The sequence below is a fragment of the Planococcus alkaliphilus genome, assembly GCF_057031095.1.
Genome location: NZ_CM168060.1, coordinates 3,258,720 through 3,284,477, shown reverse-complemented (window position 1 = coordinate 3,284,477; position 25,758 = coordinate 3,258,720). Strand labels below are relative to the sequence as shown.

At 45.5% G+C, this 25,758-nt stretch carries 20 protein-coding genes; 11 read left to right on the top strand and 9 right to left on the bottom strand.

Translation table 11 applies throughout. The features are described 5' to 3' along the window. Nucleotides 1-78: 78 nt before the first annotated feature. The 4 genes from AC2EXB_RS17070 to AC2EXB_RS17055 all read left to right on the top strand — a co-directional run bounded on the left by AC2EXB_RS17070 (nt 79) and on the right by AC2EXB_RS17055 (nt 6,408). Nucleotides 79-324, top strand: a complete 246-nt coding sequence (locus tag AC2EXB_RS17070) for a hypothetical protein (RefSeq protein ID WP_483602463.1) — start codon at nt 79-81, stop codon at nt 322-324. A gap of 107 nt (nt 325-431) precedes the next feature. Then, nucleotides 432-3,488: an efflux RND transporter permease subunit gene (locus AC2EXB_RS17065; protein ID WP_483602462.1), complete on the top strand. Its 3,057-nt coding sequence runs from the start codon at nt 432-434 to the stop codon at nt 3,486-3,488. Between the two features lie 174 nt (nt 3,489-3,662). Further along, a complete protein-coding gene (locus tag AC2EXB_RS17060; protein ID WP_483604780.1) occupies nt 3,663-5,027 on the top strand; it encodes an MDR family MFS transporter in 1,365 nt (454 codons plus the stop codon). Nucleotides 5,028-5,193: 166 nt separating this feature from the next. Continuing rightward, entirely contained in the window at nt 5,194-6,408 is a 1,215-nt protein-coding gene (locus AC2EXB_RS17055) for a NupC/NupG family nucleoside CNT transporter (protein WP_483602461.1), read from the top strand. A 226-nt stretch (nt 6,409-6,634) separates the two neighbouring features. On the opposite strand, the gene AC2EXB_RS17050 is transcribed toward AC2EXB_RS17055, so the two are convergent. After that, entirely contained in the window at nt 6,635-7,588 is a 954-nt protein-coding gene (locus AC2EXB_RS17050) for a nuclease-related domain-containing protein (RefSeq protein ID WP_483602460.1), read from the bottom strand. Between the two features lie 407 nt (nt 7,589-7,995). On the opposite strand from AC2EXB_RS17050, the gene AC2EXB_RS17045 reads away from it, so the two are divergent. Together AC2EXB_RS17045 and AC2EXB_RS17040 are read left to right on the top strand one after the other, a co-directional pair. Beyond that, a complete protein-coding gene (locus AC2EXB_RS17045; RefSeq protein WP_483602459.1) occupies nt 7,996-9,294 on the top strand; it encodes an NCS2 family permease in 1,299 nt (432 codons plus the stop codon). 118 nt (nt 9,295-9,412) lie between these two features. Beyond that, nucleotides 9,413-9,598, top strand: coding sequence for a hypothetical protein (locus AC2EXB_RS17040; protein WP_251476298.1), 186 nt, complete (start codon nt 9,413-9,415; stop codon nt 9,596-9,598). A 221-nt stretch (nt 9,599-9,819) separates the two neighbouring features. On the opposite strand, the gene AC2EXB_RS17035 is transcribed toward AC2EXB_RS17040, so the two are convergent. The 4 genes from AC2EXB_RS17035 to AC2EXB_RS17020 all read right to left on the bottom strand — a co-directional run bounded on the left by AC2EXB_RS17035 (nt 9,820) and on the right by AC2EXB_RS17020 (nt 14,719). Further along, entirely contained in the window at nt 9,820-10,725 is a 906-nt protein-coding gene (locus AC2EXB_RS17035; RefSeq protein ID WP_483602458.1) for a MerR family transcriptional regulator, read from the bottom strand. Between the two features lie 143 nt (nt 10,726-10,868). After that, complete coding sequence (locus AC2EXB_RS17030) at nt 10,869-12,068, bottom strand: MFS transporter (RefSeq protein WP_235197391.1); 1,200 nt, start codon at nt 12,066-12,068, stop codon at nt 10,869-10,871. A gap of 149 nt (nt 12,069-12,217) precedes the next feature. Continuing rightward, nucleotides 12,218-13,450 carry an MFS transporter gene (locus AC2EXB_RS17025; protein ID WP_483602457.1) on the bottom strand — a complete coding sequence of 411 codons (1,233 nt, stop codon included), beginning with the start codon at nt 13,448-13,450 and terminating at the stop codon, nt 12,218-12,220. 36 nt (nt 13,451-13,486) lie between these two features. Beyond that, nucleotides 13,487-14,719, bottom strand: a complete 1,233-nt coding sequence (locus AC2EXB_RS17020) for an MFS transporter (protein ID WP_483604779.1) — start codon at nt 14,717-14,719, stop codon at nt 13,487-13,489. Between the two features lie 396 nt (nt 14,720-15,115). On the opposite strand from AC2EXB_RS17020, the gene scpC (AC2EXB_RS17015) reads away from it, so the two are divergent. From scpC (AC2EXB_RS17015) to scpC (AC2EXB_RS17005), 3 genes are all read left to right on the top strand, one after another. Beyond that, nucleotides 15,116-16,609: a succinyl-CoA:acetate CoA-transferase ScpC gene (scpC, locus tag AC2EXB_RS17015; RefSeq protein WP_483602456.1), complete on the top strand. Its 1,494-nt coding sequence runs from the start codon at nt 15,116-15,118 to the stop codon at nt 16,607-16,609. 113 nt (nt 16,610-16,722) lie between these two features. Beyond that, nucleotides 16,723-17,367 carry a LytTR family DNA-binding domain-containing protein gene (locus AC2EXB_RS17010; RefSeq protein ID WP_483602455.1) on the top strand — a complete coding sequence of 215 codons (645 nt, stop codon included), beginning with the start codon at nt 16,723-16,725 and terminating at the stop codon, nt 17,365-17,367. 226 nt (nt 17,368-17,593) lie between these two features. Next, a complete protein-coding gene (scpC, locus tag AC2EXB_RS17005; protein WP_483602454.1) occupies nt 17,594-19,108 on the top strand; it encodes a succinyl-CoA:acetate CoA-transferase ScpC in 1,515 nt (504 codons plus the stop codon). Between the two features lie 43 nt (nt 19,109-19,151). Here scpC (AC2EXB_RS17005) and AC2EXB_RS17000 read toward each other — a convergent pair whose 3' ends face one another. Then, entirely contained in the window at nt 19,152-19,622 is a 471-nt protein-coding gene (locus AC2EXB_RS17000; protein ID WP_483602453.1) for a VOC family protein, read from the bottom strand. A 157-nt stretch (nt 19,623-19,779) separates the two neighbouring features. Here AC2EXB_RS17000 and rlmN point away from each other — a divergent pair, with 157 nt between their 5' ends. Further along, a complete protein-coding gene (gene rlmN / locus AC2EXB_RS16995; RefSeq protein ID WP_251476273.1) occupies nt 19,780-20,850 on the top strand; it encodes a dual-specificity RNA methyltransferase RlmN in 1,071 nt (356 codons plus the stop codon). 342 nt (nt 20,851-21,192) lie between these two features. On the opposite strand, the gene AC2EXB_RS16990 is transcribed toward rlmN, so the two are convergent. The 3 genes from AC2EXB_RS16990 to AC2EXB_RS16980 are packed head-to-tail and all read right to left on the bottom strand — an operon-like array spanning nt 21,193 to nt 24,358. Then, nucleotides 21,193-22,107 carry a carbohydrate ABC transporter permease gene (locus AC2EXB_RS16990; protein ID WP_309296768.1) on the bottom strand — a complete coding sequence of 305 codons (915 nt, stop codon included), beginning with the start codon at nt 22,105-22,107 and terminating at the stop codon, nt 21,193-21,195. Beyond that, complete coding sequence (locus AC2EXB_RS16985; protein ID WP_251476270.1) at nt 22,108-23,019, bottom strand: carbohydrate ABC transporter permease; 912 nt, start codon at nt 23,017-23,019, stop codon at nt 22,108-22,110. It lies immediately after the preceding gene. Nucleotides 23,020-23,035: 16 nt separating this feature from the next. Next, entirely contained in the window at nt 23,036-24,358 is a 1,323-nt protein-coding gene (locus AC2EXB_RS16980) for an ABC transporter substrate-binding protein (protein WP_483602452.1), read from the bottom strand. A gap of 241 nt (nt 24,359-24,599) precedes the next feature. Here AC2EXB_RS16980 and AC2EXB_RS16975 point away from each other — a divergent pair, with 241 nt between their 5' ends. Beyond that, entirely contained in the window at nt 24,600-25,742 is a 1,143-nt protein-coding gene (locus AC2EXB_RS16975; RefSeq protein ID WP_251476266.1) for an ABC transporter ATP-binding protein, read from the top strand. Nucleotides 25,743-25,758: the final 16 nt, after the last annotated feature.

The window sequence follows — 25,758 nt, the reverse complement described above, 5'->3', positions numbered from 1 at the left end:
TTTGACGGAGAACCAAAAAAGTAAGGAAAAGGGTATAGGGTAGAAAATCATCCGTTAGCAGGTAAGGAGGAGCAAGAAATGGGGTTTTTCCTGGTCGGCATTCTCTTATGGGCGCTGGTTATCGTCTCAATTGCTTTGTTCATCTACGGTTTATGGAAACATTCTTGGAAAACTTTGGTTTGGAGCGGAGCTTCGCTTTTAGTTCCGATGCTCTCGATTTTTCTTGGCGGCCAAGGGATTTGGTTCCGGTTGTGTATTGTTCCTCCGCTTGCTATTTTTGCAGTTGCTTACTATCTTAAGCAAAAAACGATACAGCCTCTTTAAAGATGAATTGAGGAAAACCTCCTCAATTCATCTTTTTATGTGAACTTAGAACTGAATCGTGGAAATAGTCAGTATTTAGTTATACAAAATGTGAAAGGGGTTTGAAAATGAAATACATATTGGAGCGGGGAAAACTTTTTTTATTTCTGATATTTATATTAATGCTGATTGGTGTATATGTATTCACTACATTGCCGCAGCGCGAAATTCCAGAAACTCCTCCTAGCCTGGTGTTGATTTCGACCATTTTGCCAGGGGCCGGCCCGGAAGAAATCGAGAATTCCATCACCAATCCGATTGAAAGAGAAATTCAGAAAGCAGATGGTGTGGCTTCTGTGCAATCCATTTCTTCGAATTCAGCTTCCATCATTACGCTGGAAATTGAAGATGGCTTCGATCCCGATGAGCGGGTAAATGAAATTCAGCAGCAAGTGCAGCGGGCAACGGGCCAATTCCCGGATCAGGCTCAAACACCAACCGTTGAAAAGCTGGATCTGACATTCCCATTGGTTTCTTATATGTTTTACGGAGACGAGGCAGAGCTAGCGAATATGGAAGAAGCGCTTGCTGAGTTATCCGATGAAGTGGAATCCGTGGACGGAGTTGCCGGTACGACGGTTAAAGGCTTGAACAGCCAGCAAGTATTGATTGAACTGGACACGGAACAGTTGGCGGCCAATCAGCTCCAGCCGTTTGAAGTCACTGAATCTTTGCAGCAGGCAAATCAGCCGATTTCTCTTGGAACCCATGACAATGGCAACGAACAGCTCGTATTGACGGTGCAGCAAGAAAACGGCATCGAGAAGTTGAAAGCTTTGCAAGTCGGATCTGCGGCTGTTCCATTGGAAGAAGTTGCATCGATTGAACTTGTTGACCAGGAAACGGAAGATATTGTGACTTTCGAAGGCGAGTCTGCCATTTCTTATACCGTATTCTTGAAGACGGCCCAAGATGTTCCTTCTGTTGATAAAAATGTTTCAGAAATTATTGAAGCATTTACGGACGAATTGCCTGCAGGGGTAGAGGCAGAACGTTATGAGTCGCAAGCGGAAAACGTCAATACGATTTTTGAAGGATTATATGTTTCTTTATTGATCGCCGTACTTGCTGTTTTGGTCGTTACGACAGCCGGCTTAACGATTTATGGCGCATTTACAGTAGCCTTGACGGTTCTGGCTTCTGTATTAATCGGACTAATTCCGATCCCGCTGCTCGGCGTTGACTTAAATCAAATTTCAGTCATTGGGTTGATTATTGCCATCGGGATACTGGTCGACGACAGTATTGTAGTCAATGACAATATTCAACGGCGCTATAAGCTTGGCGATTCACCGCTAAATGGTGCGATTATGGGCGTCAGGGAAGTTTATCCTTCCATTATTTCTTCCAGTCTAGCGATCGTTGTGACGTTTTCTCCATTATTACTCCTATCTGGAGGGAATGGTGCGTTTATCAAGGCGTTGCCAAGCATTTTGATTACAACCATTATTGCATCTACGGTTCTTTCCATTACATTAGTGCCGATGATGCAGTATTTGAAAACGAAGCGTAAGGTGAAGAAAATCTCCGATACTCCCGGTTTTTTAGGGAAACCGCTTGAATGGCTTGCGAAAGTCTATTCGGATAAAATCTTGCGCGGTGTTTTAAAACGGCCGCTTTTGGTCGGCCTTAGCGGCTTGTTAGTTGCTACTGGACTATTGTCGCTTGCTTTCTTTACGCCGTTCGAGTTCTTCCCGGCTGCTGACCGCAAAGAAGTGACGATGGACGTCCGCTTGGCGGAAGGCACAAGCATTGAAGAAACAGATGAATTCTTGACTGAATTAACGGAGCAATTAAGAAATGAAGATGAACATATCGATGAAATCTCTGTTTTCAGCGGAGAAGGATTGCCGAATCTATTTGCTTCGTCAATGGACAATACGGGAGCGAATACGGGACAAGTCGCCTTCCGCATCGACCGGGAGCAGACTACCGCTGCGGATTTCATTGAAAAATGGCAGCCGGAATTGCGTGAACGCTACCCGGATGCAGAAATTTTCTTGAGCACGATTGTCCAGGGGCCGCCGACAGGTGCGCCGGTAACGGCAACAATCAGTGGAGTGGACCTGGAAGAGCTGACAGCTATTCGCGACAGCTTAAAAGAAAAGATGCTTGAAAATGGAGCAGATGTCGTAACAGATGATTTGGGCGACGAAGTTCCAGCGATCGAATATGTACCGAATTCAGAAGCATTGGAAGAAAACCGGATTCCGTTAAGCACGGTAACCGGACAGCTGCAATTGCTGACGCAAGGTGTTCCTTTAGCGAGTATTTACGAAGGGCAGACACCGCATGATGTCGTCTTAAAACAAGCAGGAATCGAAGCGGGAGAGCCGATTGATTTGGCCCAATTCCAATTGCCTGCAGCAGCTGAAGAAGGGGCACCGCCAGGACCGCCGCAATTCGTCGGACTGGATGAATTGTTGACGGCTGAAGAGACCACTTCTATTGCGCAAGTTCCTCACCAAAATGCAGAACGGGCGATTACCTTAAAAGCATTTGGCGAAATCGAAGGCTTTGAAGATAAGATGCTCGAAACCGTTGATGCAGAAAAAGAGGAATTGCCAGAAGGCTACGAAATTTCAACTGGCGGAGAGAACTCGGACCAGCAAGCCTTCTTTACCGAAATCGGGGTTTTATTCCTGGTGGTTATCCTCCTTGTGTATTTAGTCATCGCTTTCCAATTCAAATCGTTCAGCTTGCCATTCCTGGTCTTGCTGGCCGTTTACCTTGGGATTTCAGGAGCGATTCTTGGCCTGTTCATCACACAGACGCCGCTTAGTTTCCTAGGTGTCATGGGAATTGTGTCACTGACCGGGATTGTTGTGCGAAACGCAGTAGTCCTGATCGATTTCGTGGAAACACGTCGCTTGTCCGGTGACTTTGAAATCAAAGAAGCCATTATGGAATCGGGATATGCTCGCATTAAACCGATCATCTTAACGTCGGTCACTTCGATTGTGGCGCTGATTCCAGTAGCGTTGACAGGAGATCCGCTGTTTGAAGCGCTGGCCATTACCATTATCGCAGGCTTGGCATTCTCGAGCTTGTTCACATTGGTCATGATTCCATCGTTATATCTTGTCTTTTACCGAATTAACCACCGCAAAAAGAAAGCGGCTTAAAACATGTTGCGCATAGCTGAAAAGCTATGCGTTTTTTTCTTTTGGCAAAGGGTAATCAGGGTATTAAGGATAACTGCTGTTTTTAGCAGGACAAGGCAGGTGAAGCTATTGGAGAATGCGAGTATTTCCGTAAAAGAAAATGACTTCCGGCGAGGCCCATTTTTAGCTGTATTGATGGCTGGCGTTTTCGTTGCGATTTTGAACCAAACTTTACTCGCGACAGCATTGCCGCATATTATGGAGGATTTGGAGATAAATGCGAACACTGCCCAGTGGCTGACAACCGTATTCATGCTGGTCAATGGGGTCATGATTCCAATAACTGCATTTTTAATCGGAAAATTTTCAACCCGGCAATTGTTTCTTACGGCAATTGGTTTATTTGCTTTAGGTACGATTATTTGTGCAGTCGCGCCTGGATTTAACTTATTGATGCTTGGCCGCATCATTCAAGCTTCTGGCGCTGGCATCATGATGCCGCTGACCCAGACAATTCTCTTTTTGGTTTTCCCAGTGGAAAAGCGCGGGCAGGCAATGGGACTGTTCGGCCTTGTCATTTCGTTTGCGCCAGCCCTCGGTCCCACTTTGTCCGGCTGGGTAGTAGGCCAATATCCATGGCGGGCGCTGTTTTACATCGTCATCCCGATTGCTATCATCGATTTGGTTCTCGCTTATTTTGTGTTGCGCAATGTGACAAAACAGACGTTTCCTGCTCTCGATATCTTATCGGTGGTGCTGTCGACGCTAGGGTTCGGCGGAATTCTATACGGCTTTTCCAGTGCCGGCAATATGGGCTGGGGCAGTGCGCCGGTCCTGATTTCTATCGCGGTCGGAATCGTTTCTTTACTCATCTTCATTCATCGGCAATCGATTTTGAAAGAACCGCTTTTGGAGTTTAAGGTTTTTTCTTATGGCATCTTTACCTTATCTACTATCTTAAGTGTCATCGTCTTCATCTCGATGATCGGCAGCGCTACAATATTGCCGATCTATATGCAGAATATGCATGGCTTCAGCGCGCTTGAATCGGGTTTGATGCTGCTGCCGGGTGCTTTGGTGATGGGATTCATGAATCCCATCACGGGGAAGATTTTCGATGCGGTTGGCGGGAAGTGGCTGGCCATCGTCGGTTTGTCGATTGTCACCGTCTCGACTTTTCAATTTACGGTATTGACGACGGCTACTTGGTTCACTTATCTAACAGTCCTGCATGCCATTCGCATGTTCGGTGTTTCTATGGTGATGATGCCGGTCACGACTGCAGGTTTAAATCAGCTGCCTGAACGCCTTGTTCCGCACGGCACGGCAATGAGCAACACCATGCGCCAAGTATCGGGGTCCATCGGCACAGCGCTGCTGGTGACGATTATGACCGGTACTGCTTTAGATCCGGAACAGTATGGAGCAGAAGGTCTCGTGCGCGGTGTCAATATCTCCTTTATAGTTGTAGGCGTCCTTAGCGGCATCGGGATTTTTCTGGCGTTCTTCTTAGGGAAAAAACCATCGCAAAAAAATAGAAAAGAAATCAAGAAAGAGTGAATTTTCATTGCATTGGAACTTTTCATGGCCAGCCATTTTGTCACACGTTAGCCATTTACATCTCTTTTAGAATTTGGTAAGATGTCTGACGACAGAGGACTAATCTGCTAGACGACCATCATGAAATGTAAGCGTTTCACGATGGAATAAATAATGAGGTGAAGTTGTGAATTTATTATGGGGCATGTTTGGGATTTTCGTAGTACTGGGAATCGCCTTTCTCTTATCAAGCGGTAAAAAATCGATCAAGCCACGGACAATTATTGGCGGTTTGGCCATCCAAATCCTTTTTGCATTTATGGTACTTGAATGGGATCTAGGAAGAAAAGCCCTGCTCGGCCTTTCTAATCTTGTACAAAACGTAATTAACTACGCAGGAGAAGGGATTTCTTTCGTATTTGGACCAGCGGCTGACACGGCAAACTTCGGTTTCGTTTTCGCCTTCCAAGTACTTACAATCATCATCTTCTTCTCTTCTCTAATTTCAGTTCTCTACTATCTTGGCATTATGCAAATCATTATCAAACTTCTTGGAGGCGCGTTATCAAAGCTTCTTGGAACAAGTAAAGCGGAATCGATTTCAGCGGCAGCGAATATTTTCGTCGGCCAAACGGAAGCACCGCTAGTTGTCCGTCCGTTTATCGCAGGGATGACGAAATCCGAATTGTTTGCTGTTATGACGGGTGGCCTTGCGTCCGTAGCCGGTTCAACGCTTGCGGGATACGCACTTCTTGGCGTACCGCTTGAATACTTATTGGCTGCAAGTTTCATGGCAGCTCCAGCCGGTTTGATCATGGCTAAAATGATGATTCCTGAAACAGAAGATGTTTCAGAAAGAGAAGACATTGTGATGGAAAAAGACAAAACATCTGTAAACGTTGTGGATGCTGCAGCACGCGGTGCATCTGACGGTTTGCAGTTGGCATTAAATGTCGGTGCTATGCTTTTGGCCTTCATTGCATTGATCGCTTTATTAAACGGTGTGCTTGGCGGAATCGGCGGCTGGTTCGGCGCTGATAACCTGACTATCCAAAGCATCCTTGGCGTCATCTTCGCACCACTTGCTTGGGCAATTGGTGTTCCTTGGGCGGAAGCTGTCCAAGCAGGTAGCTTCATCGGACAAAAATTGGTACTCAACGAATTCGTTGCTTATACTGCATTTGCCCCTGAAATTGCCGACTTATCACCAAAAACAGTAATTGTAGTCAGCTTTGCCCTCTGTGGTTTCGCTAACTTGAGTTCACTTGCTATCCTTCTTGGCGGACTTGGTGCAATGGCACCGTCACGCCGCCCTGACATCGCACGTCTAGGTATTCGTGCAGTTGCGGCAGGTATGCTCGCTTCACTTCTAAGTGCTGCAATCGCTGGTATGTTCATATAATAAGATTCAATCAACCCCTTATCTGCAGAGAGTTTCTTGCGGATGAGGGTTTTTTTTGTTTTGTCGGGGTGTTTCGCTGGCGAAACGCTCCTGGTTTTGGCGTATAGGTTGATTTTTCAGCGAGGTGATTTTGTTTGCGCGCGTTCAAATGGGGATGCGCTCGTTTGGAGAGAAATGCGCGCGTTCAAACAGATGTGCGCGCGTTCAGCAAAAAATACGCGCGCTTCTAATTTTTCAACCGATACCGCCGTGCTTTCGATTCGCCGATCGTTTGCAAATCAAATTGGCTTAATAGCCGCCCAGCCACATGGCGAGAATCGAGTCCGCAAAACTCGCGAAATCTTTCGTTCGTGATGGTTGTATCGATTAAAGAAAAGTATTCCTGCAGCGCAAATTTGTGAGCCAGCAGGTCATGATGATGACAGGTCTGACAATGCCAGCTCCGTTTCGTCCGGAACATGGTTGGCAATTGACAATTTCGGCAATATACGCCTGTCTTCAATTCACTAGGATGAATAAAATATCGTTGACACAATGGAATTTCTATAAAAGGGGTTTGACTTGATAGAAGTACATTTTTTATTTTGAGAAGTGAAAGGTTCGCAGCCGTTGGGGGGAGGGCTTCGTAAATTTTCAAAAGCATTTCAGGCATTTGATATGTTTTGCAAATAGGCGTTCGGGTGGGTTTCGTAATAAATTCGCATTTTTTCGCTGTGAATACGATAAGGCCGTGAATGGGCAATAAGATCTTATGTTTTTTGAACCAGACGGACAAAAATCGGATATTTTTGCGAAGCTGAATCTGGGGATCTTCCATAACAGTCTTTAAGCCATCATCATCAATTCGGTAAAACTCACCGGTCTGTTCGTCGAAATGGATTTGGCCGCTAATATTTTTGGATTCGATGATGATTGCGCAGCGTTTTGTCAAAAGCAATCCATCTATTTGGACCGGCCAATTCCCTAATTGTAATTGGACATTCCACATCACACGAAAATCCTCATCTAAATAAAACTCGTTGAACCGTGTTTCGATTCGCTGTTCACCTCTTGCACCGGAAGTAGTGCGGTGTAGCTCTTTCTGAAGATAACTTTGACTTTGATGCTCAGCTGGCAGCCGATTAATTAACCGCTTTAATCCCTCAGCACGGGACATCATTCCGATTGGTCTCTTTTCCATAAAACACCTCTTTCGATTGAATTAAATGAAGTATAGCATTCTCTTAATAAATTGAGGCAAGCAATTTTTACAAAAGAACTAAATGCTTATTTTTCGCTTGTGAAAAGTGAAAGAAAAAAGGACGGATGAGCCGATGTGCGCGTTTATTTGAATTTGTGCGCGCTCAGGAAAAAATACGCTCGTTCAAAACAAGATGCGTGCGTTCAGAGAGAAATGCGTGCGTTCAAACAGATTTGCGCTCGTTCAGCAAAAAATACGCGCGTTCGCAAATTCTGCCCCCTTTTAGTATCAAGCTCCATACCTTGACACACCCGGTTTTTTCGATTAAACTCCTATATTGGCTCACCTATTTTATTTATTGGGAAGAGCGGGTTGGGAGAGGGCTAATTTAATAGAAGGTCGTATAAATGAGTAATTGGATGGACCGATTTTTTGGTCTTCAAATGAACGAAACGACAGTTAAACGGGAGATGTCGGCAGGTGTTATCGGCTTTTTCACAGTGGTGTACATCATCGCCGTCAACTCATTGATTTTGTCCGAATCCGGAATGCCGCTTGAAGCCGCGATTATCGCGACGATAGCAGCGTCCGTATTTGGCTGTCTCGTCATGGGCTTCTGGGGCAATGCGCCGATTTTGCTTGTACCGGGCATGGGAATCAATGCGTTATTCTCTTATACAATGGTGCAATCGATGGGCTTGTCTTGGCCAGAAGCATTGACTGTGGTTTTCGTATCCGGCATTATTTTCGTCATTATCGCGTTTACGCGTTTGGCGAAAATGCTGAGTGCTGCAGTGCCGTATTCGCTGAAAGAAGCGATTACGGTTGGACTTGGTTTGTTCCTCATGCTGATCGGTCTTGAAAAAGGCGGCATCGTGGTGAATGGTTCCAATTCGATTTTGGCGCTGGGTTCTCTTGGCGAAGCGCATGTATTGGCGACCGTTTTGACTTTCGTCGTGGCGATTGTCTTATTCATCCGCAATGTGCCGGGGAATTTCCTGATTACGATTGTGCTGGGTACAGTGATTGCTTCGTTTTTCGGATTGATTGATCCGAGCGGTATGAACGGATCCGGCGTCGAATTGTCGGAAGCGTTTGCTGTTTTCGGTGCGATGACTTTTGATGGCATCTTGTCCATGACATTCTGGATTGCCGTATTTTCTTTGACAATGGTCATCGTCTTTGAAAACATCGGCACCGTGCAAGGGCAAGTGTCCTTCATCGAACGTCCGCAAAAATTCGGCCGTGCGTTCCAGGCAACTTCCGTATCAGCGATGGCTTCCGGAATTTTCGGGACGAGCCCGACTGTGGCAAGTGCTGAAAGTGCGTCGGCGATGGCTGCTGGGGGCCGTACAGGTTTGACGGCTGTCACAACCGGATTGCTGTTTCTCGTTTCGGTATTCTTCATCCCTGTCATCAAACTGATTCCGGATAGTGCAATTGCGCCAATCCTGATCATTGTTGGAGGCTTGATGCTCCAGAATATCCGCAACTTGGACATGAAAGACATGAGCGAAAGTTTCCCGGCGCTATTTATCATTGCGCTGATTCCGTTTACGTACAGCATTGCGGACGGTATTGCCATTGGCTTTATCTTGTATCCCGTGCTGAAAATCGCAATCGGAAAATGGCGGGAAGTCTCGATGACGCTTTACGTCATTGCAGGTCTATTCCTGATGAATTTCGTCTTCCACGTCATCAGCTAAACGCAATAAAACAAGAAAACGCATCTGCAGAAGCAGGTGCGTTTTTCGTTATTTTGAAGCTTGCCGCGGCTAGATGGTATAATGGAGGCAAGAGATCTGAAAGGAGTTGGCACGAAACATGAAATACACGAAATCAAAGATGGAGCAGCTCGTGAACGATCATCCGGAGCTGAAAAAGCGCTTGAAAGTACTGATGAAAGACATGGAACTGGAAAAAAGTTTTGCATTGAAAGCCTTGTATCATTCGGAAGTGACGGATAACGGACCTTACCAAAAAGATTATCAAGACTTGGATTTGCTATAAATAAAAAAACTAATCAAAATGGCCATCAGCTGGATGGCCATTTTTGGTTACACTGCTTTGAAAAAACTCATATTTCTTTTAGCTGCAATAGTTTTGGCTTTATCTGTCTATGTTTTGGTTACAAAAGAATCAACTGAGACAATAATCTCTTATTTGCCATTATTCCTAAACTCCAAATTTAAAATGGAGCAATGTTCTCCTTACAAATACAAAAAAACCCCTTAAGCTCTGCTTAAGGGGTTTTTTGCTTGTTGATCCAGCCATTCTTGCCATGATTCATAAGAAGTGCCAAGGAACCATCTATTTCTTTCGGCTTTCTGTTCGCTGATGCCTGCACCGCCAATTAAGAATTGCATTTCGGGCTTTTCTGCGGCAATGCTGTCGATGTATTGATTGACCACAGGCAGCATGCGCGGGGAAGAAACCGCCATACAGGTAATTTCAATGTCGTGTTCGATTGTCAGCTGCGCAATACCGTCAAGCGGCGTATTTTCACCAAAGTACATCACTTGGAAGCCATTTTCGCGCATGAACAAACTAAAGAGCAATAAACCTAATTGGTGATGCTCACCGCTCGGGCACAATGCCATGACTTTCGGAAGCTCAGGCGAAATCGGAAATACGCGGAAAAATTGGTTAAAGCGCTGCTGGACAATATTAGTGATCAAATGTTCATGCGCCACCGTCAACGAACCGTTTTCCCATTCTTCGCCAATCCGTACCATTAACGGCACAATGATGGAAAAGAATACAGTCCGGTAATGGAATAGTGAGAAGTGAAGGTCCAATAAATAATTGAAGCGTTCGGTGTCCATTTCGGAAGCTGCCAAATACAGTTCCTGGACTTGTTTATGATAAGGCTCTGAACTTACCGGTTCAGGCGTTTTCTCTTTTTCGACAGGATTTCTTTTGGAAGCATGCAATTGCTTCACGGCTTCACTTATTTTGATGCCTCGATCTTGCACTTGAATTTTAAGCCATTTTAAATCTTCGAGGTTCTGATCCGAATAAAGCCGGTGTCCGGATTCCGTACGCGCAGGCGTAATGGCGTTATAACGGGTTTCCCACGAACGGATCGTCACTTTCGGCATATCTAAAATTTTGGCAGCTGCTTTAATATTGTACATAGCATTACCTACATTTCTTTAGATTGTTTGTATAATAATTATACAACTATATAAGGAATACCGCAAAGTTTAGCCGAAATTGTATAAGCAAGAGGCAATAAAAAAAGGGCTCCTATAAAAGGAGCCCTTCGTTTTAAATTTTATTAAACGGTTGCCGTGGATTTGGCAGTTCTTGAACGTTGCCACATGACTGTGATGAACATCGTCACTAACAGCATCGCAAGGCCCAGAATGAACGGATAGATGATATTGACGTCGTAAAGGACACCGGCAAGAAGCGGTCCGATGACATTGCCGATGCTCATATAAGCATTGTTCATGCCCATCGCGAATCCAACTTCGCCTTCTGCCATTTTTGAAATCAAGGTGTTCAAAACAGGGCGCAAAATGGAAGTCGCCATGAAAATCACGAGCGATACGCCGAAGAACATAGCGTAGCTTCCGGCAAACAATGAAAAGAGGAAACCGACGGCTGTAACTCCGAGGAAGAAAACTAAAATTGCTACTTCTCCGAAGCGCCGGACAATGCGGTCCACGATAAATAATTGAACGATGACACTGACGACGCCTGTAGCGGTAATCATAAAGGCGATGTCTTTAGCCGTCGAGTTGAATTGGTTGTCTAAATACAGGCCGACCACCGATTCGTAAGCAAGCAATCCGAAACTCATGACCAATGTAATGATGAGGGGAATGAAATACGGCATTTTTACTGAACGGCCGATTTTCTTGAACATGGATTCATCGTCTGGGGCAGCTGCAGCCACTACTGGGTTTTCTTCCACAGCGTCGCTGTCTTTCAAAAGTGCCACAGAAAACAGCACCGCAACCAATGAAACAAGTGCCGAAATCAGGAATGGCAGCTTCAAGCTGTAATCAGCTAAAAATCCGCCGATTCCCGGTCCCACTACAATCCCAAGCGACATAGCAGCCGAAACAAGGCTGGTGCCTTTTGCGCGCTGATCAAAAGTTGTGATATCAGCGATATAGGCGAAGATAGCTGGAACTAACATCGCAGCTCCGATGCCGCCGATTACACGGGAGATGTAAAGGACCCAAATAAGGTCTGACGCGTAAAAGACAAACATAGAAATTGTCAGACCGAGCAAGCCGTAGATAATCATTTTCCGGCGGCCGTACTGATCCGCCCATTTGCCGGCAATCGGAGAAAACAGGAATTGCGCGGCAGCAAAAATGGCGATCATCAAACCGGCAGCCATACCGCCCTGATTGATCGACTCTAAATACGAAGGCAGAATCGGAATGACAATTCCGAAACTCGCAATGGCAATGAACATATTAATCATTAAAATAAAAATCTTTTTTCGTTGGTCTGGCGACATCGAAACATCCTCATTTCTTCTATATAATGTTGTGAATATTTTTTCTCAGCTTCCCTATATTATTTGAGTACATAGGCCGTGTCAACGGAATGAACTCATGCGTTAAATTATTTTTTTACCGAAATTTTTACAATGAAAAAGCTGAGCCTCTAAGCAAGAGGTTCAGCTTTCAATTCTTCATTATGCATGAGTGCCAAGGCCTTAGCAGCGCGTGAACTGCGCCACGCCACAGCGATTGATAAAGTGACAATCAAAAGCCCAAGCCCCAGGATAAAGGGAAGATTGATATTGAAATCGAATAGCAAACCGGCAGACAACGGTCCAAGGACATTGCCAAGGCTCATATACGAAGTATTCATGCCCATCGCAAATCCGACTTCGCCTTGCGCCATCTTCGAAATCAGGATATTGAGCACGGGGCGCAGGATCGCCATCGCCAGGAAAATGACAAGCGAAACGCCAAAGAACGTGGCGTAGCTTCCGGCAACCATGGACAGCATAAAGCCGACTGTCGCGAGAGCCAGAAATGCGATCAATACGGGCACTTCTCCGAAACGGCGAACCAGGCGGTCAACGATGAACATTTGGACAATGACACTAACGGTTCCGGTTGCCGTAATCATCAAGGCAATATCTTTTGAAGTGGAGCCATATTCCGTAGTTAAGTACATGCCGATGACCGACTCATAGGCCACCAACCCAAAACTCATGACGAAGGTGATGATGAGCGGGATGAAATACGGCATTTTGACCGAACGCCCAATCTGCTCAAGCATGGATTCATCTTTTGCAAATTCCTCTGCCTGCTTTTGGCTGTCTGCAGTCGGTGCAATTTCTTTCAGCATGACAAATGAGAACAGTACGGCTGTCAATGTGACGAATGCTGAAACCAAAAACGGCAGCTTCAAATCGAATTCCGCCAAAAATCCGCCGATTCCAGGTCCGATGACCAAGCCGAGCGACATGGAAGCCGTGACGAGCCCGGTTCCTTTAGCGCGCTGGGCGGGCGTAGTGATGCCTGCTACATACGTGAAGATTCCGGGGACGAGGAACGCGTCGCCGATCCCGCCGACGATGCGGGAAGCGTACAATATCCAGATGGAATCCGTGGCATAGAACATCAGCATAGAAATGGTCAGTAGCGATAAGCCGATGATGATGACTTTACGCGGTCCGTAGACATCCGCCCATTTTCCGCCGAGCGGTGAGAACAATAATTGAGCGCCGGCGAAAATGGCGATCATTAATCCCGCCGCCGTTCCTCCTTGATTGATGGAAACCAGGTAGGCCGGCAGGATAGGGACAATAATTCCGAAGCTTGCAATTGCGATAAACATATTCACCATCAAGATGGCGATTTTCTTTCTTTGTTCAGGTGACATTACAGGTAAATCCTCTTTTCTATAAAATGAATTCTTTTATTTATCGGCCAGGGCTGAAACAGGGAGATTAGCTTCAAGCTCAATCGTTTTCTTAAGACGGGACAGATGCCAAATGGCCGTAATGGAAATCGTGATGCCAAGCATTACCAGTCCGAGGATGAAAGGGAAGACTAAATTGATATCGTAAAGCATACCGGCAGAAATCGGGCCGATGACATTGCCGATGCCCATAAAAGAAGTGCCGAGCCCCATCGCAAATCCGACTTCGCCTTTGGCCAATTTTGAAATCAGGATATTGAGCACGGGACGAAGAATCGACATTGCCATGAGTATGATCAACGTTACCAAGAAAAACAGGCTATACGTATTGGCTACAAGAGCGAGCAGGAAACCGGGCGATGCAACAATCAGGAAAGTAAGGATGACCCGGACTTCCCCGAAGCGGCGAATCAGCCGTTCGACTGCAAAAAGCTGTGTCAGCACACTGACGCCTTGAATGGCGATGCACATGATGGCGATATCCTGGACGCTGGCATTGAATTCATCATTCAAGACCAAGCCGAAAATCGATTCATAGGCGATCAAACCGAAGCTCATAACAAAGGTAATGATTAAAGGGATGAAATAAGGCATCTTGGTCGAACGCATAAATTTCTTGGAAAGCGACTCTTCGTCTCCGAAATCCCGGATATTTGCTTGTCCGATTCTAGCAGGATCACTTTCTTTCAAGAAGACGGTTGAAAACAAGAACGCCGTCAAGGTAAAGAAAGCAGACAATAGAAACGGTGCTTTCACATTAAAATCGGACATGAACAACATGATTGCCGGCCCGGCCACAAGCCCCATGGACATGGAAGCTGCAACTAGTCCAGTGCCTTTTGCCCGCTGTTCAACACTTGTGATATCCGCTGTATAGGCATAAACTGCAGGAATCAGAAAAGCATCGCCGATTCCGCTAATGACTCGTGAAGCGTATAGAACCCATAATGTATCGGTTAGATAAAATAAAAAACCGCCGGCAGTAATCAGCATCAACCCGATGATGATCATTTTTCGGCGGCCGAATTGATCGGTCCATTTTCCGCCAAGGGGAGCGAACAGAAGCTGTGCGCCGGCAAAGATGGCTATAATCATTCCAGAAGCCATGCCGCCTTGGTTAATCGATTCCAGGTAAGCCGGAATGACCGGTCCTGTGATTCCGAAACTTGTTATTGTAATAAATAAAGTAATCATTAAAATTATCATCTTTTTTTGTTGGGGTGAAGCTATAAATGGTGCCTCGTTTCAAATAATATTATTTCATAAACATCACTAGTTTTAACAACTTTCCTATATTATGATGAAAAAAACGTAAAGTCAATGATTTTTAAACATAAAAATAGTATGTTATCAAAGTAATTTATTATTTCGTTATATAAATATTCACAAAACTTATAGACCCTGCTGGAATAGGGTTTTTAACATTAAATTATTTAAATATCATAATTTTTGCGGTCAAATAAAACGCTTACATTTAGGCGTGTAATTTTTTCCATTTGTTACAGTGCTGTGAATAACGAACTTAATATAGTAGAAACACAGCGCGGGGGTTTACGGAAGAAGGGCTGAGGTAAGGTATAATTAAGATAAATAAGAACGGCATTCAAGCCACGAAAGGTGACTGTAATGGAAAAAACCATTGAACGCATCAAAGCCATTCAATTGCAGGACCGAGTTATCGACGCCGACCTTGCAGCTTCTTGGATCCAGGACGGTATGACGCTCGGATTAAGTGGATTTACACGCGCTGGAGACGCTAAGGCGGTTCCGCTGGCACTTGTTAAACGTGCTGAAACCGAAAGCTTTAAAGTGAACATATTCACGGGTGCTTCACTAGGTTCGGATATTGACAAACTGTTTGCAGAAGCGGGTATTGTCAACAAACGCCTGCCATTTCAGGCAGATCCGGTGATGCGGAGAAAAATCAATGAAGGCGATTTGCTGTTTGTTGATCATCATTTGTCTCAGACGGCGGAGTGGATTAAAGCGGGTGTTATTGAACCCATTGATTTTGCCATCATCGAAGCGCTTGGAATTACAGAAGATGGGTTGATCATTCCAACGACTTCTGTCGGAAACTCGGCTCTTTTTGTACAGTATGCGAAAAACGTCATTGTAGAAATCAATACAGCTCAGCCAGTTCTATTCGAAGGAATCCATGATATTTATGATACCGGCAAGCAAGGGGAGCGATCTCCGATTCCATTGACGCATGTAAGCGACCGAATCGGCGTACCCGGGATACCGGTGGATTTGGAAAAAGTGCGCGGAATTATTTTTACGCATCAAAAAGATTCGCCGTCGACGATTGCAGAAGCGGATGAAGAAACTGAACTGATGGCGGAACATTTGTTGAACTTTCTGCGTTCTGAAGTCCAAGCAGGACGGCTGACTGAAAAACTTGCGCCGCTGCAATCGGGCATCGGAACGGTGGCGAACTCTGTTCTTCATGGATTAATCGATTCCGAATTTGAAGATTTGGAGGTTTATTCCGAAGTGCTGCAGGATGCGGTGTTCGAGCTGATTGATGCCGGTAAAGTCCGTTTCGCTTCCAGTTCCTCCATTACTTTGTCTGAAGAAAAAATGAAGCAGGTATTCTCGAATTTTGAAAAATATCGGGACAAACTCATATTGCGTCCTCAGGAAATTTCCAATCATCCTGAAATCATTCGCCGCCTCGGACTCATCTCCATCAACACGGCATTGGAATTCGATATTTACGGCAACGTCAACTCGACCCATGTGTCCGGCACGAAAATGATGAACGGCATCGGCGGTTCCGGAGACTTTGCCCGAAATGCGCGGCTGTCCATCTTCGTAACGAAATCGATTGCGAAAGGCGGAAGGATTTCCAGTGTGGTGCCTTTTGCCACGCACATCGACCATACGGAACATGACGTCGATATCGTCGTCACGGAACAGGGCTATGCAGACCTGCGCGGACTTGCACCGCGGGAGCGTTCGAAACTGATCATCGAAAATTGCGTGCATCCGACATACAAAGAAAAAATGCTTGAATACCATAGAGAAGCACTGGAACGAGGAGGGCAAACGCCGCATGTTTTGGAAAAAGCCTTCTCCTGGCATGCAAAATTAGCTCAGACCGGCACGATGCTTTAGAAAGAAACTCAGCAGCTGTCCTACTACGGGCAGCTGTTTTAACTTTTAGTGATAGTCAGAAAACAGAGCTGTATCATTAAGAAATAATAATCAAGAAAGGCGGGGGCCGTCTTATGGAATGGTTTACACAAAGCTCGTTGCTTGATGTGATGGGAGAATTGTTCTCCGATGAAGTATCGATTGTCGTCACCAATACGAAAGAATATGTCTACTACCGGCCGAGCAAAAGAATCGATTTGAAAATCCGTCCCGGGGATCCGATAAAAGAAGGCAGCATGGCGCATATGGCATTAACAACTAACCAAAAATCTTCTGAGTTCGTCGATCGGGATGTTTTTGGAGTGCCTTATCATGGAATGGCTGTGCCTTTCGAAAAAGAAGGCGTGCTCGAAGGCTGTGTAATTGCCATCTATCCGGCGCTCACTGAAGGGAAATCGGTGGTGATCGTCAAAACTTCCGATGGCTGGAAGCCCATTCCTTTTGCAGAAGTGGCTTACCTGGAAGTGAAAGAGCGGAAAACCCATGTCTATGCAGCTGAGCTATTCGGCACCAATAAAAACACATTGCAGGAATTTGAATTTTTATTGCCGCGGGATATGTTCATTCGGTGCCACCGTTCGTTTATCGTCAATGTTCACCATATAAAAGAAATCTATCCGGACACCCATTCAACTTTTGTGCTGGCGATGAATAACGGAGACCGAATTCCCGTCAGCCAATCCTACTCCAGTTATTTCCGGAAAATGCTCGGATTTTAGAAAATGCTGCTTGAGGCGCGAAATTTTCTGCCTCACTCGTTTTTCTCACTCTTCTAACCGGTAAAACACATTTTAGACACATTTTAAGATAAAGTTATCTAATAATTAAAAAACTAGTCCCTATTAGATTGAATGCGGGTTTTGACTGAGCGCACGCTCATGAAAACGCTTTATCTTGTGAATATATGCTGTTTTATTGACTAAATTCGGAAAGAGAGTGATCGATATGGAGAACAAACTTGGACGTATCAAGGCTGTTGAATTACAGCAGCGCATCGTGACACCGGAAGAGGCTGCTTCATGGATCCAAGACGGAATGACTTTGGGGCTTAGCGGATTTACGCGTGCTGGCGACGTGAAAGCGGTTCCTTTTGCTTTAGTAAGGCGGGCAGAAACGGAAGATTTTAAAGTGAACATCTTTACAGGCGCGTCGCTCGGATCAGACATCGACCGTGTATTTGCAGAAGCGGGCATCGTCAACAAACGCTTGCCTTTCCAGGCTGAGCCAGCGATGCGCAAAAAAATCAATGAAGGTGAAATGCTTTTTGTCGACCATCATTTATCCCACACAGCTGAATGGGTCAGATCTGGGGTTACAGAACCGATTGATTTTGCGATTGTTGAAGCCTTGTCTATTACTGAAGATGGCATGATCATTCCGACGACTTCTGTCGGAAACTCTTCTGTTTTTGCCAAGCACGCAAAAAACATCATCGTGGAAATCAACATGGCCCCGCCTGAATTATTTGAAGGGCTGCACGACATTTATGATACCGGCAAACAAGGCGAGCGTTCACCGATTCCATTGAGAACAGTCGATCAGCGCATCGGAACGATCGGCATTCCAATCGATATGGAAAAGGTCAAAGGGATTGTCTTCACAGAACAATTGGATTCACCGTCCACCATTGTTGCGCCTGATGCCGAAACCAAAATCATGGCTGACCACTTGCTTGAATTTTTCCGTGCTGAAATCCGGGCGGGGAGATTGACGGAAACTTTGGCACCGTTGCAGTCAGGCATCGGATCAGTCGCGAATGCGGTTCTCCACGGCATGCTGGATTCGGAGTTTGAGGGACTCGAAGTCTATTCGGAAGTGCTGCAGGACGCGGTCTTCGATTTGATCGATGCCGGCAAAGTGGAATTCGCTTCTTGCTGTTCCATCACCTTGTCAGAGGAAAAGATGAAACAGGTCTTCAGTGAATTTGATAACTATCGCAATAAAATCGTCATGCGTCCACAGGAAATTTCCAACCATCCGGAAGTGATCCGCCGCCTTGGATTGATTTCCATCAATACAGCGCTGGAATTTGATATTTACGGCAACGTCAATTCAACGCATGTGTGCGGAACAAAAATGATGAACGGCATCGGCGGATCAGGCGATTTTGCCCGCAATGCGCGTCTCGCAATCTTTGTAACGAAATCCATTGCCAAAGGCGGCAATATCTCAAGCATCGTGCCTTTCGCATCTCATATCGACCATACGGAACACGACGTGGATGTCGTCGTCACTGAACAAGGCTACGCCGATCTTCGCGGTCTCGCACCGCGCGAGCGCGTCGAAGTGATTATCGAAAATTGTGTGCATCCTTCTTACCGGGGAGCACTGCGTGAATATTACGAAGAGGCATTGACGCGCGGAGGGCAAACACCGCATGTTCTTGAGAAAGCTTTCTCATGGCACGCTAATTTTGCGCAGCACGGCTCCATGCTTCCTAAAAAAGAACAACTTGTCTAAACGAATAAAACCAGCTGATCGGTAATCAATCAGCTGGTTTCTTTTATTTATTGGCGTACATTTCAGAGGTGTTTCTTGTATAAAGCTCGATGATATTGCCGAAAGGGTCCTCGGTATATACCAGGAAATGCGGCTTTCCTTTCGTCGTCTGCCAGATTTTGCTGCGCTGTTTGCCACCGTGCTGGACAATGCGTTCAATCGATTCCACTAAGTTATCGACAATCAGGCAAATGTGGAAAAATCCCTTATGGAGCGGAGGGTTTTCATCGTTGAAAGCGGGTTGTTGGAATTCGAATAATTCGATGCCGATTCCGTTATGCGACATTAAGTGGGCATTGCGCATTTTTTGTACTTCGGTTCCCTGCAAATCCTGTGTCATGTTTTCTTCGTCTGCTTCAACCGCTTCAAATTCAAATGGGCCGGCTAATGTGTAAAAGCCGAATACTTTGCTGTACCAGTCGATGGCTTTGTCGAGGTCCGGAACAGCTAAGCCGATATGTGTGATTTCTCCCATAAACAGACCTCCTTTATCCGATTCTTTACCCGGAAATGCCAGAGATTAGACAATCATAAAGACAGATTTTTCTGTGTAAACAAAAATAGTTGTTGTCAAGCCGAATTTTTAGTATTATAATAAGCAATTGTGAAATTCTGAAATGAGGGTTCTAATAATGAAAAATTCCATCTATGGTATGACGATAGATCAGCTAAAAGAATGGTTTTTAGAAAATGGACAGAAGAAGTACCGTGCTGAACAAGTATGGGACTGGTTATATATTAAACGCGTGACTGAATTTTCCCAGATGAACAATCTGAGCAAAGAAGTCATTGAATTACTGGAAAATAATTTTGCCATCCGTACGCTTGAAGAAGCGGTAAAACAGGAATCGGCAGACGGCACGATCAAATTCCTTTTCCGCTTACAGGATGGCAACTTGATTGAAACCGTTTTGATGCGCTTTAAATACGGAAACTCGGTCTGCGTAACGACTCAAGTCGGATGCAACATCGGCTGCAGTTTCTGCGCCAGCGGACTTTTGAAAAAGAGCCGCGATTTAAATGCGGGCGAAATCGTTGAGCAGATCATGCAAGTCCAAGCTCACTTTGATGCTCAGCAAAAAGATGAGCGCGTGAGCCATATTGTCGTTATGGGTATCGGTGAACCGTTCGACAACTATACGAACTTGATGGGCTTCTTGAATGTGGTGAACTCCCAAAAAGGCTTGGCTATCGGAGCTCGCCACATCACAGTATCGACAAGCGGAATCGTACCGAAAATCTACGATTATGCGGATGAAGGCTTGCAAGTCAACTTGGCCATCTCCATCCATGCGCCGAACAATGAATTGCGTTCACGCATTATGAAGATCAACAAAGCGTATCCAATCGAGAAATTGATGGCTGCAATCGATTACTATTTGGAGAAATCAAATCGCCGCATCACATTCGAATATATTTTATTGCGCGACGTGAACGACCATGTCGAAGAAGCGAATCAATTGGCGAAATTGCTTGAAGACAAGCGCCATCTGTCATACGTCAACCTGATCCCGTACAACTCGGTCAGCGAACACGATCAGTATCAGCAAAGCACGCCGGAAGCCATCAGTGCATTCTACGATGCATTGAAGAAAAAAGGCATCAACTGTGGCGTTCGCCAAGAACAAGGCGCCGACATCGATGCAGCTTGCGGACAATTGCGCAGCAAGCAAATCAAAAAAGAAAAAACAGCTGCTGTTTAAGAGCAGGATAAAAGGGCATCCCGACATTCGGGATGCCCTTTTTTGGTTATTTAGATTGCTGAGCGCAAATAACAATGCTTTAAACGCAAATAAAATCCGCTGAGCGCAAATAAAAATTTCTAAGCGCAAATAAACTTCCTTTGAACGCAAATAAAAAAATTTAAACGCAAATAGCCTTCGCATTTCGTATTTGGAAGCGCATTTCACCAGCGAAACGCTCGTGTTCTAGACGGGTATCAGCGCAAACACACCGACAATTTTGATTTTCACATCACGCAACACGCTTTTCGAGCGTAAGAAGACCCTTCGCAAGATTTCGCGAAGGGTCTTTGGCAAGTGCGTTTATTTTCCGCCGGACTGTAGGTTGATGCCTTGGATAAAGTATTTCTGGAAGAAGAAAAACAATAGAATGACGGGGAGGAGCACGAGAAGCGATCCTGCCATCAAGTAATTCCATTGCGTATCCAGCTGCCCTTTAAACACGGCTAGCCCGAGCTGCAAAGTATAGAGATTTTCATCATTCAAGTAGAGAAGCGGGCCAAGAAAATCATTCCAAGCGCCGTTAAATGAGAAAATTGCTACGGTCGCGAGGGCTGGCTTCGTCAACGGAAGTCCGATTTTCCACCAAATGTAAAAATGGCTGGCCCCTTCGATTTTTGCTGCTTCGATCAGTTCTGTCGGAATGGTCATATAAAACTGGCGAAGCAGGAAAATGTAAAAGGCACTTCCGAAAAAGTGCGGAACGATGAGCGGATAATACGTATTGACCCATCCCAATTTAGAAAATAGCACGTATTGGGGAATCAGCGTAACAAATCCGGGAATCATCATGGTCGAAAGCACAATGGCGAACCAGACGTTTTTACCGCGGAACGGAATTTTTGCAAATCCGTAGGCAATAAACGAATTCGCCAATACACTTCCGATGACAACCAAGGTTGTGATGGTCAAGGTATTGATTGTGTAGGTAGTAAAAGGCGCTACTTGCCAGGTACGGATGTAATTCCCCCATTCCCACGATTTTGGGAAGAAAGAAGGGGGATAGGACATGACTTCTGCCATCGTCTTCAGAGACGTCGCAAACATCCACCAAAGCGGCGACAAGATTAGCAGGCTTCCCGCTGCTAATAAAACGAAATTGAAAAGGCGCCACATATTATTGCGGTTTCCGCGATGTTCAAAAAATCCGGTTTTTGAAATCGTCTGAAGTTTTTCCGGTTCATCGAGATAAGCTGTTTTTTCTTCCGGCTTGTCCATTTACTTGTCCTCCCCTTCATAATGCACCCAACGGGGAGCAAGTTTCAGGTTGATGACGGTCAAAATGAATACGATGACGAATAGAATCCACGACATTGCCATGGCGTAGCCCATATCGAAATTCTCGAATGCCTGGTTCCACATATACAAATTGTAGAACAAGAGGGAATTGGCGGGACCGCCTTCACCATTCCCGGACATAATGTAAGCTTCCTGGAAAATTTGGAAGCCCCCGATTAAACTGGTCACCACGTCGAAGAAAATGACGGGCGTAATCATAGGGATGGTGATATGGACGAATTGCCGCCACCGGCTTGCGCCGTCAATTTCAGCAGCTTCATACAGTGATTTGGAAACGCCTTGCATGCTTGCAAGGTAGAGGAGCATCGAACCGCCGACGCTCCACAATTTCATCAGGATTAAAGATGGCTTAGTCCAATCCGGGTCAAAGAGCCAGTTCGGCCCATCGATGCCGACCCAGCCTAATAGCAGGTTGACCATCCCGGTTCCGGGTTCCAGCAATTGCATCCATAAAAGGTAGACTCCGACGCCTGATAGAATTGCCGGCAAATAGTATAAAGTCCGGAAAAAACGGATTCCCGGTACATCCTGATTTAAAAGGGCCGAAAGGAAGATGGCACCTAATGTCGTCAACGGGACAGAAAGCAGGACGTAGTACAGCGTATTCCACAAAGAAGTCCGAAAAAGACCATCTTCCACGATAAGCGTTTGGTAGTTTTCAACTCCGATGAATTCCATCTGTGATGTTATATTGTAATCTGTGAAACTTCCCGCAAATGAAAAAAGCAATGGCCCAGCGGTAAAACCGATGAAACCGATGATGAACGGCAATATGAAAATGTAACCGTAGATGCTTTCTTTGCGCCTCATGGACAATCCTCTTTTTCCCAAAGGACCTCCTCCTAACTTATTGATTTTTTTCGATTAAGCTTTCTACATCCGTCTGGGCTTTTTCGAGTGCCTCTTCAGCCGTTTTTGATCCAAGGAAGAACTCATCGACCTGCGGATTAATGTAGTTGAAATAGCTAGGAGCTGTTACTGGTGCCGGCGTCAGCAAAGTATCTTCCATGCTGTCGACGGCCATTTGATAAACCATCTGGCCTTGTTCTGTCAGCTCATCGGATTCTGCAGCAGCCTCAGCTGCTTCAATGTTCGCTACGTTATCGAAGTTCTTAACCGCCCAGTATTCTTGCGCTTCGGCGCCAGTCAAGTATTCGATGAATTTCCATGCAGCTTCTGGATCGCTTGAGCCTTCGGGAATTTCAGCTACAAATCCGCCGCCCCAGCTCGTATGGCCGTTTCCTTCCTCGTATTCAGGCATCTGGACAACACCGAAATTCAAATCTTTCGCATAATCGCGGATTTGCGTATAAAAAGTCGGCTGTTGAACAATCATTGCCAAGTCGCCGCTGAAGAATGGGTTTCCTTGCTGGCTATCGATTTGGGCTTGGAAGGAGTTGACAACATCTTCACCGATGCGCTCTTTCCACGATTTTAGCCAGTTCAGGACTTCGACATTCTTTTCCGTATTGATATTGACGGTTTCGGTATTATGATCCGGCCCGAAATAGTTTTCGCCATTGGCGTTCAAAAGCCAGACATCGTAGCCAACTCCCCATAATGGGTAAAAGCCGAGACGGTCGTAGCTATTGCCGTTTTTGATATCCAATTTCGCTGCATATTCTTCCAGTTCAGCCCATGTTTCCGGCGGATCTTCTGGATCCAGCCCCACTTCTTCGAAGGCATCTTTATTATAGAAAAGGACGCGTGTATCAGTATTAAAAGGGATTCCGTATGAATCGCCTTCGTGAAGTGTAGCATTCCAAAGTTCTGGGTAGAATTTCTCTGAGAAACTGTTATCGTAGAATTCCGATAAGTTCATTGCTTGTTGTTCCTGTCCGCGGATTGCTGTGGCATTAATATCGTTAATGACAACATCAGGAGGATTGCCGGCAGCAATCGCCGCTAATTCCTTCGTCCAGATATCTCCCCAAGGGCTATACGTGTGCTTGACTTCGATCTCATCCTGGGATGCGTTAAAATCTTCAACGATTTTATCGACAATCGGACGGCGGATTTCAGAACCCCAGAATGTCCAAAAATCTACAACCACTTTACCGTCTTCATTAACCGCTTCTTCATCATTATTGCTGGTCTTGAAGCCGGCGCAACCACTTAACATTAAAGCAAGGCCAACAAGCGCGATGATGAATATCTTCATGTTTTTCATCCGGTTTCACTCCTTTAAGTTTATAAATACTGCTTTATTTACCGTGAAATTACTTTGATTGTCGAAGTAATTAGGGGTACTCGACAGAATTATTTATACTCGAGCCTCCTTTCAAATTGAAGAAGCATAGAAGCTCCTTCTTGTGGGTAAGTATATAACAAGTTCTTCTGCTTTTCTATGTTGTATTTGTAATAAACAGAAAACTGTATATAATTAAGAAAAAGAAATGGGGAAATTGAAAATGGCAGAGATTTCAATTAAAAATCTGGGTAAAACTTATGACAACGGCGCAACAGCGGTAACAGACTTTAATCTTGAAATCCAAAATGAGGAGTTCATCGTCTTCGTTGGTCCTTCGGGCTGTGGGAAATCGACGACTTTGCGCATGATTGCTGGCCTCGAGGAGATAACGGAAGGCGAATTCTTCATCGATGGAAAACGGATGAATGAGGTCCAGCCGAAAGAGCGGGATATTGCCATGGTTTTTCAGAACTACGCTTTATATCCCCATATGACGGTCTTCGAAAACATGGCTTTTGGACTAAAATTGCGTAAGTTTAAGAAAGCGGATATCCGAAAGCGCGTAGAAGATGCGGCGGACATTCTTGGCTTGCGGGAATACTTGGATAGAAAACCGAAAGCTTTGTCAGGCGGGCAGCGGCAGCGGGTGGCGCTCGGGCGCGCAATTGTCAGGGATGCCAAGGTCTTCCTCATGGACGAGCCTCTTTCAAACTTGGATGCAAAACTGCGCGTCCAAATGCGGGCGGAAATTGCTAAGCTGCATCATCGGCTGAAAACTACGACCATTTATGTCACGCATGACCAGACCGAAGCGATGACGATGGCAACGCGCATTGTCATTATGAAGGACGGCCATATCCAGCAAGTCGGCAGCCCGAAAGAAGTCTACGATTTTCCAGCCAACCGTTTTGTTGGAGGCTTCATCGGGTCGCCGGCAATGAACTTTTTTGATGGACGATTGGAAAAAGGGGCATTTGTGTTGGGAGATCGGACAATTAGCATCCCGCGGGAAACCTTGGATGTTCTGAATAGCCGCGGGTATGAAGGCAAGCATCTGACACTGGGAATTCGGCCGGAACATATCCACGTCAACAGCGAAGATTTATCCGGACTCCCGGTCAGTGAGTTTGATGCGACAATCACCGTTTCCGAATTGACGGGTGCAGAAACCATTCTCTATGCCACTTATGCTGAACAGGAATTTATTGCGCGCGTTGAGGCAGATACCGCAATCGAGCCGGGCCATACAGCTCGCCTGGCTTTTGATATGTCGCATGCCCACTTTTTTGATACCGAGAATGGGATGCGCATCAAAGCTGAAAACTCAGATAAATCTTTTGCAGAAGTTGAATCTGTGCTATAGTGATTTCGACAACCAA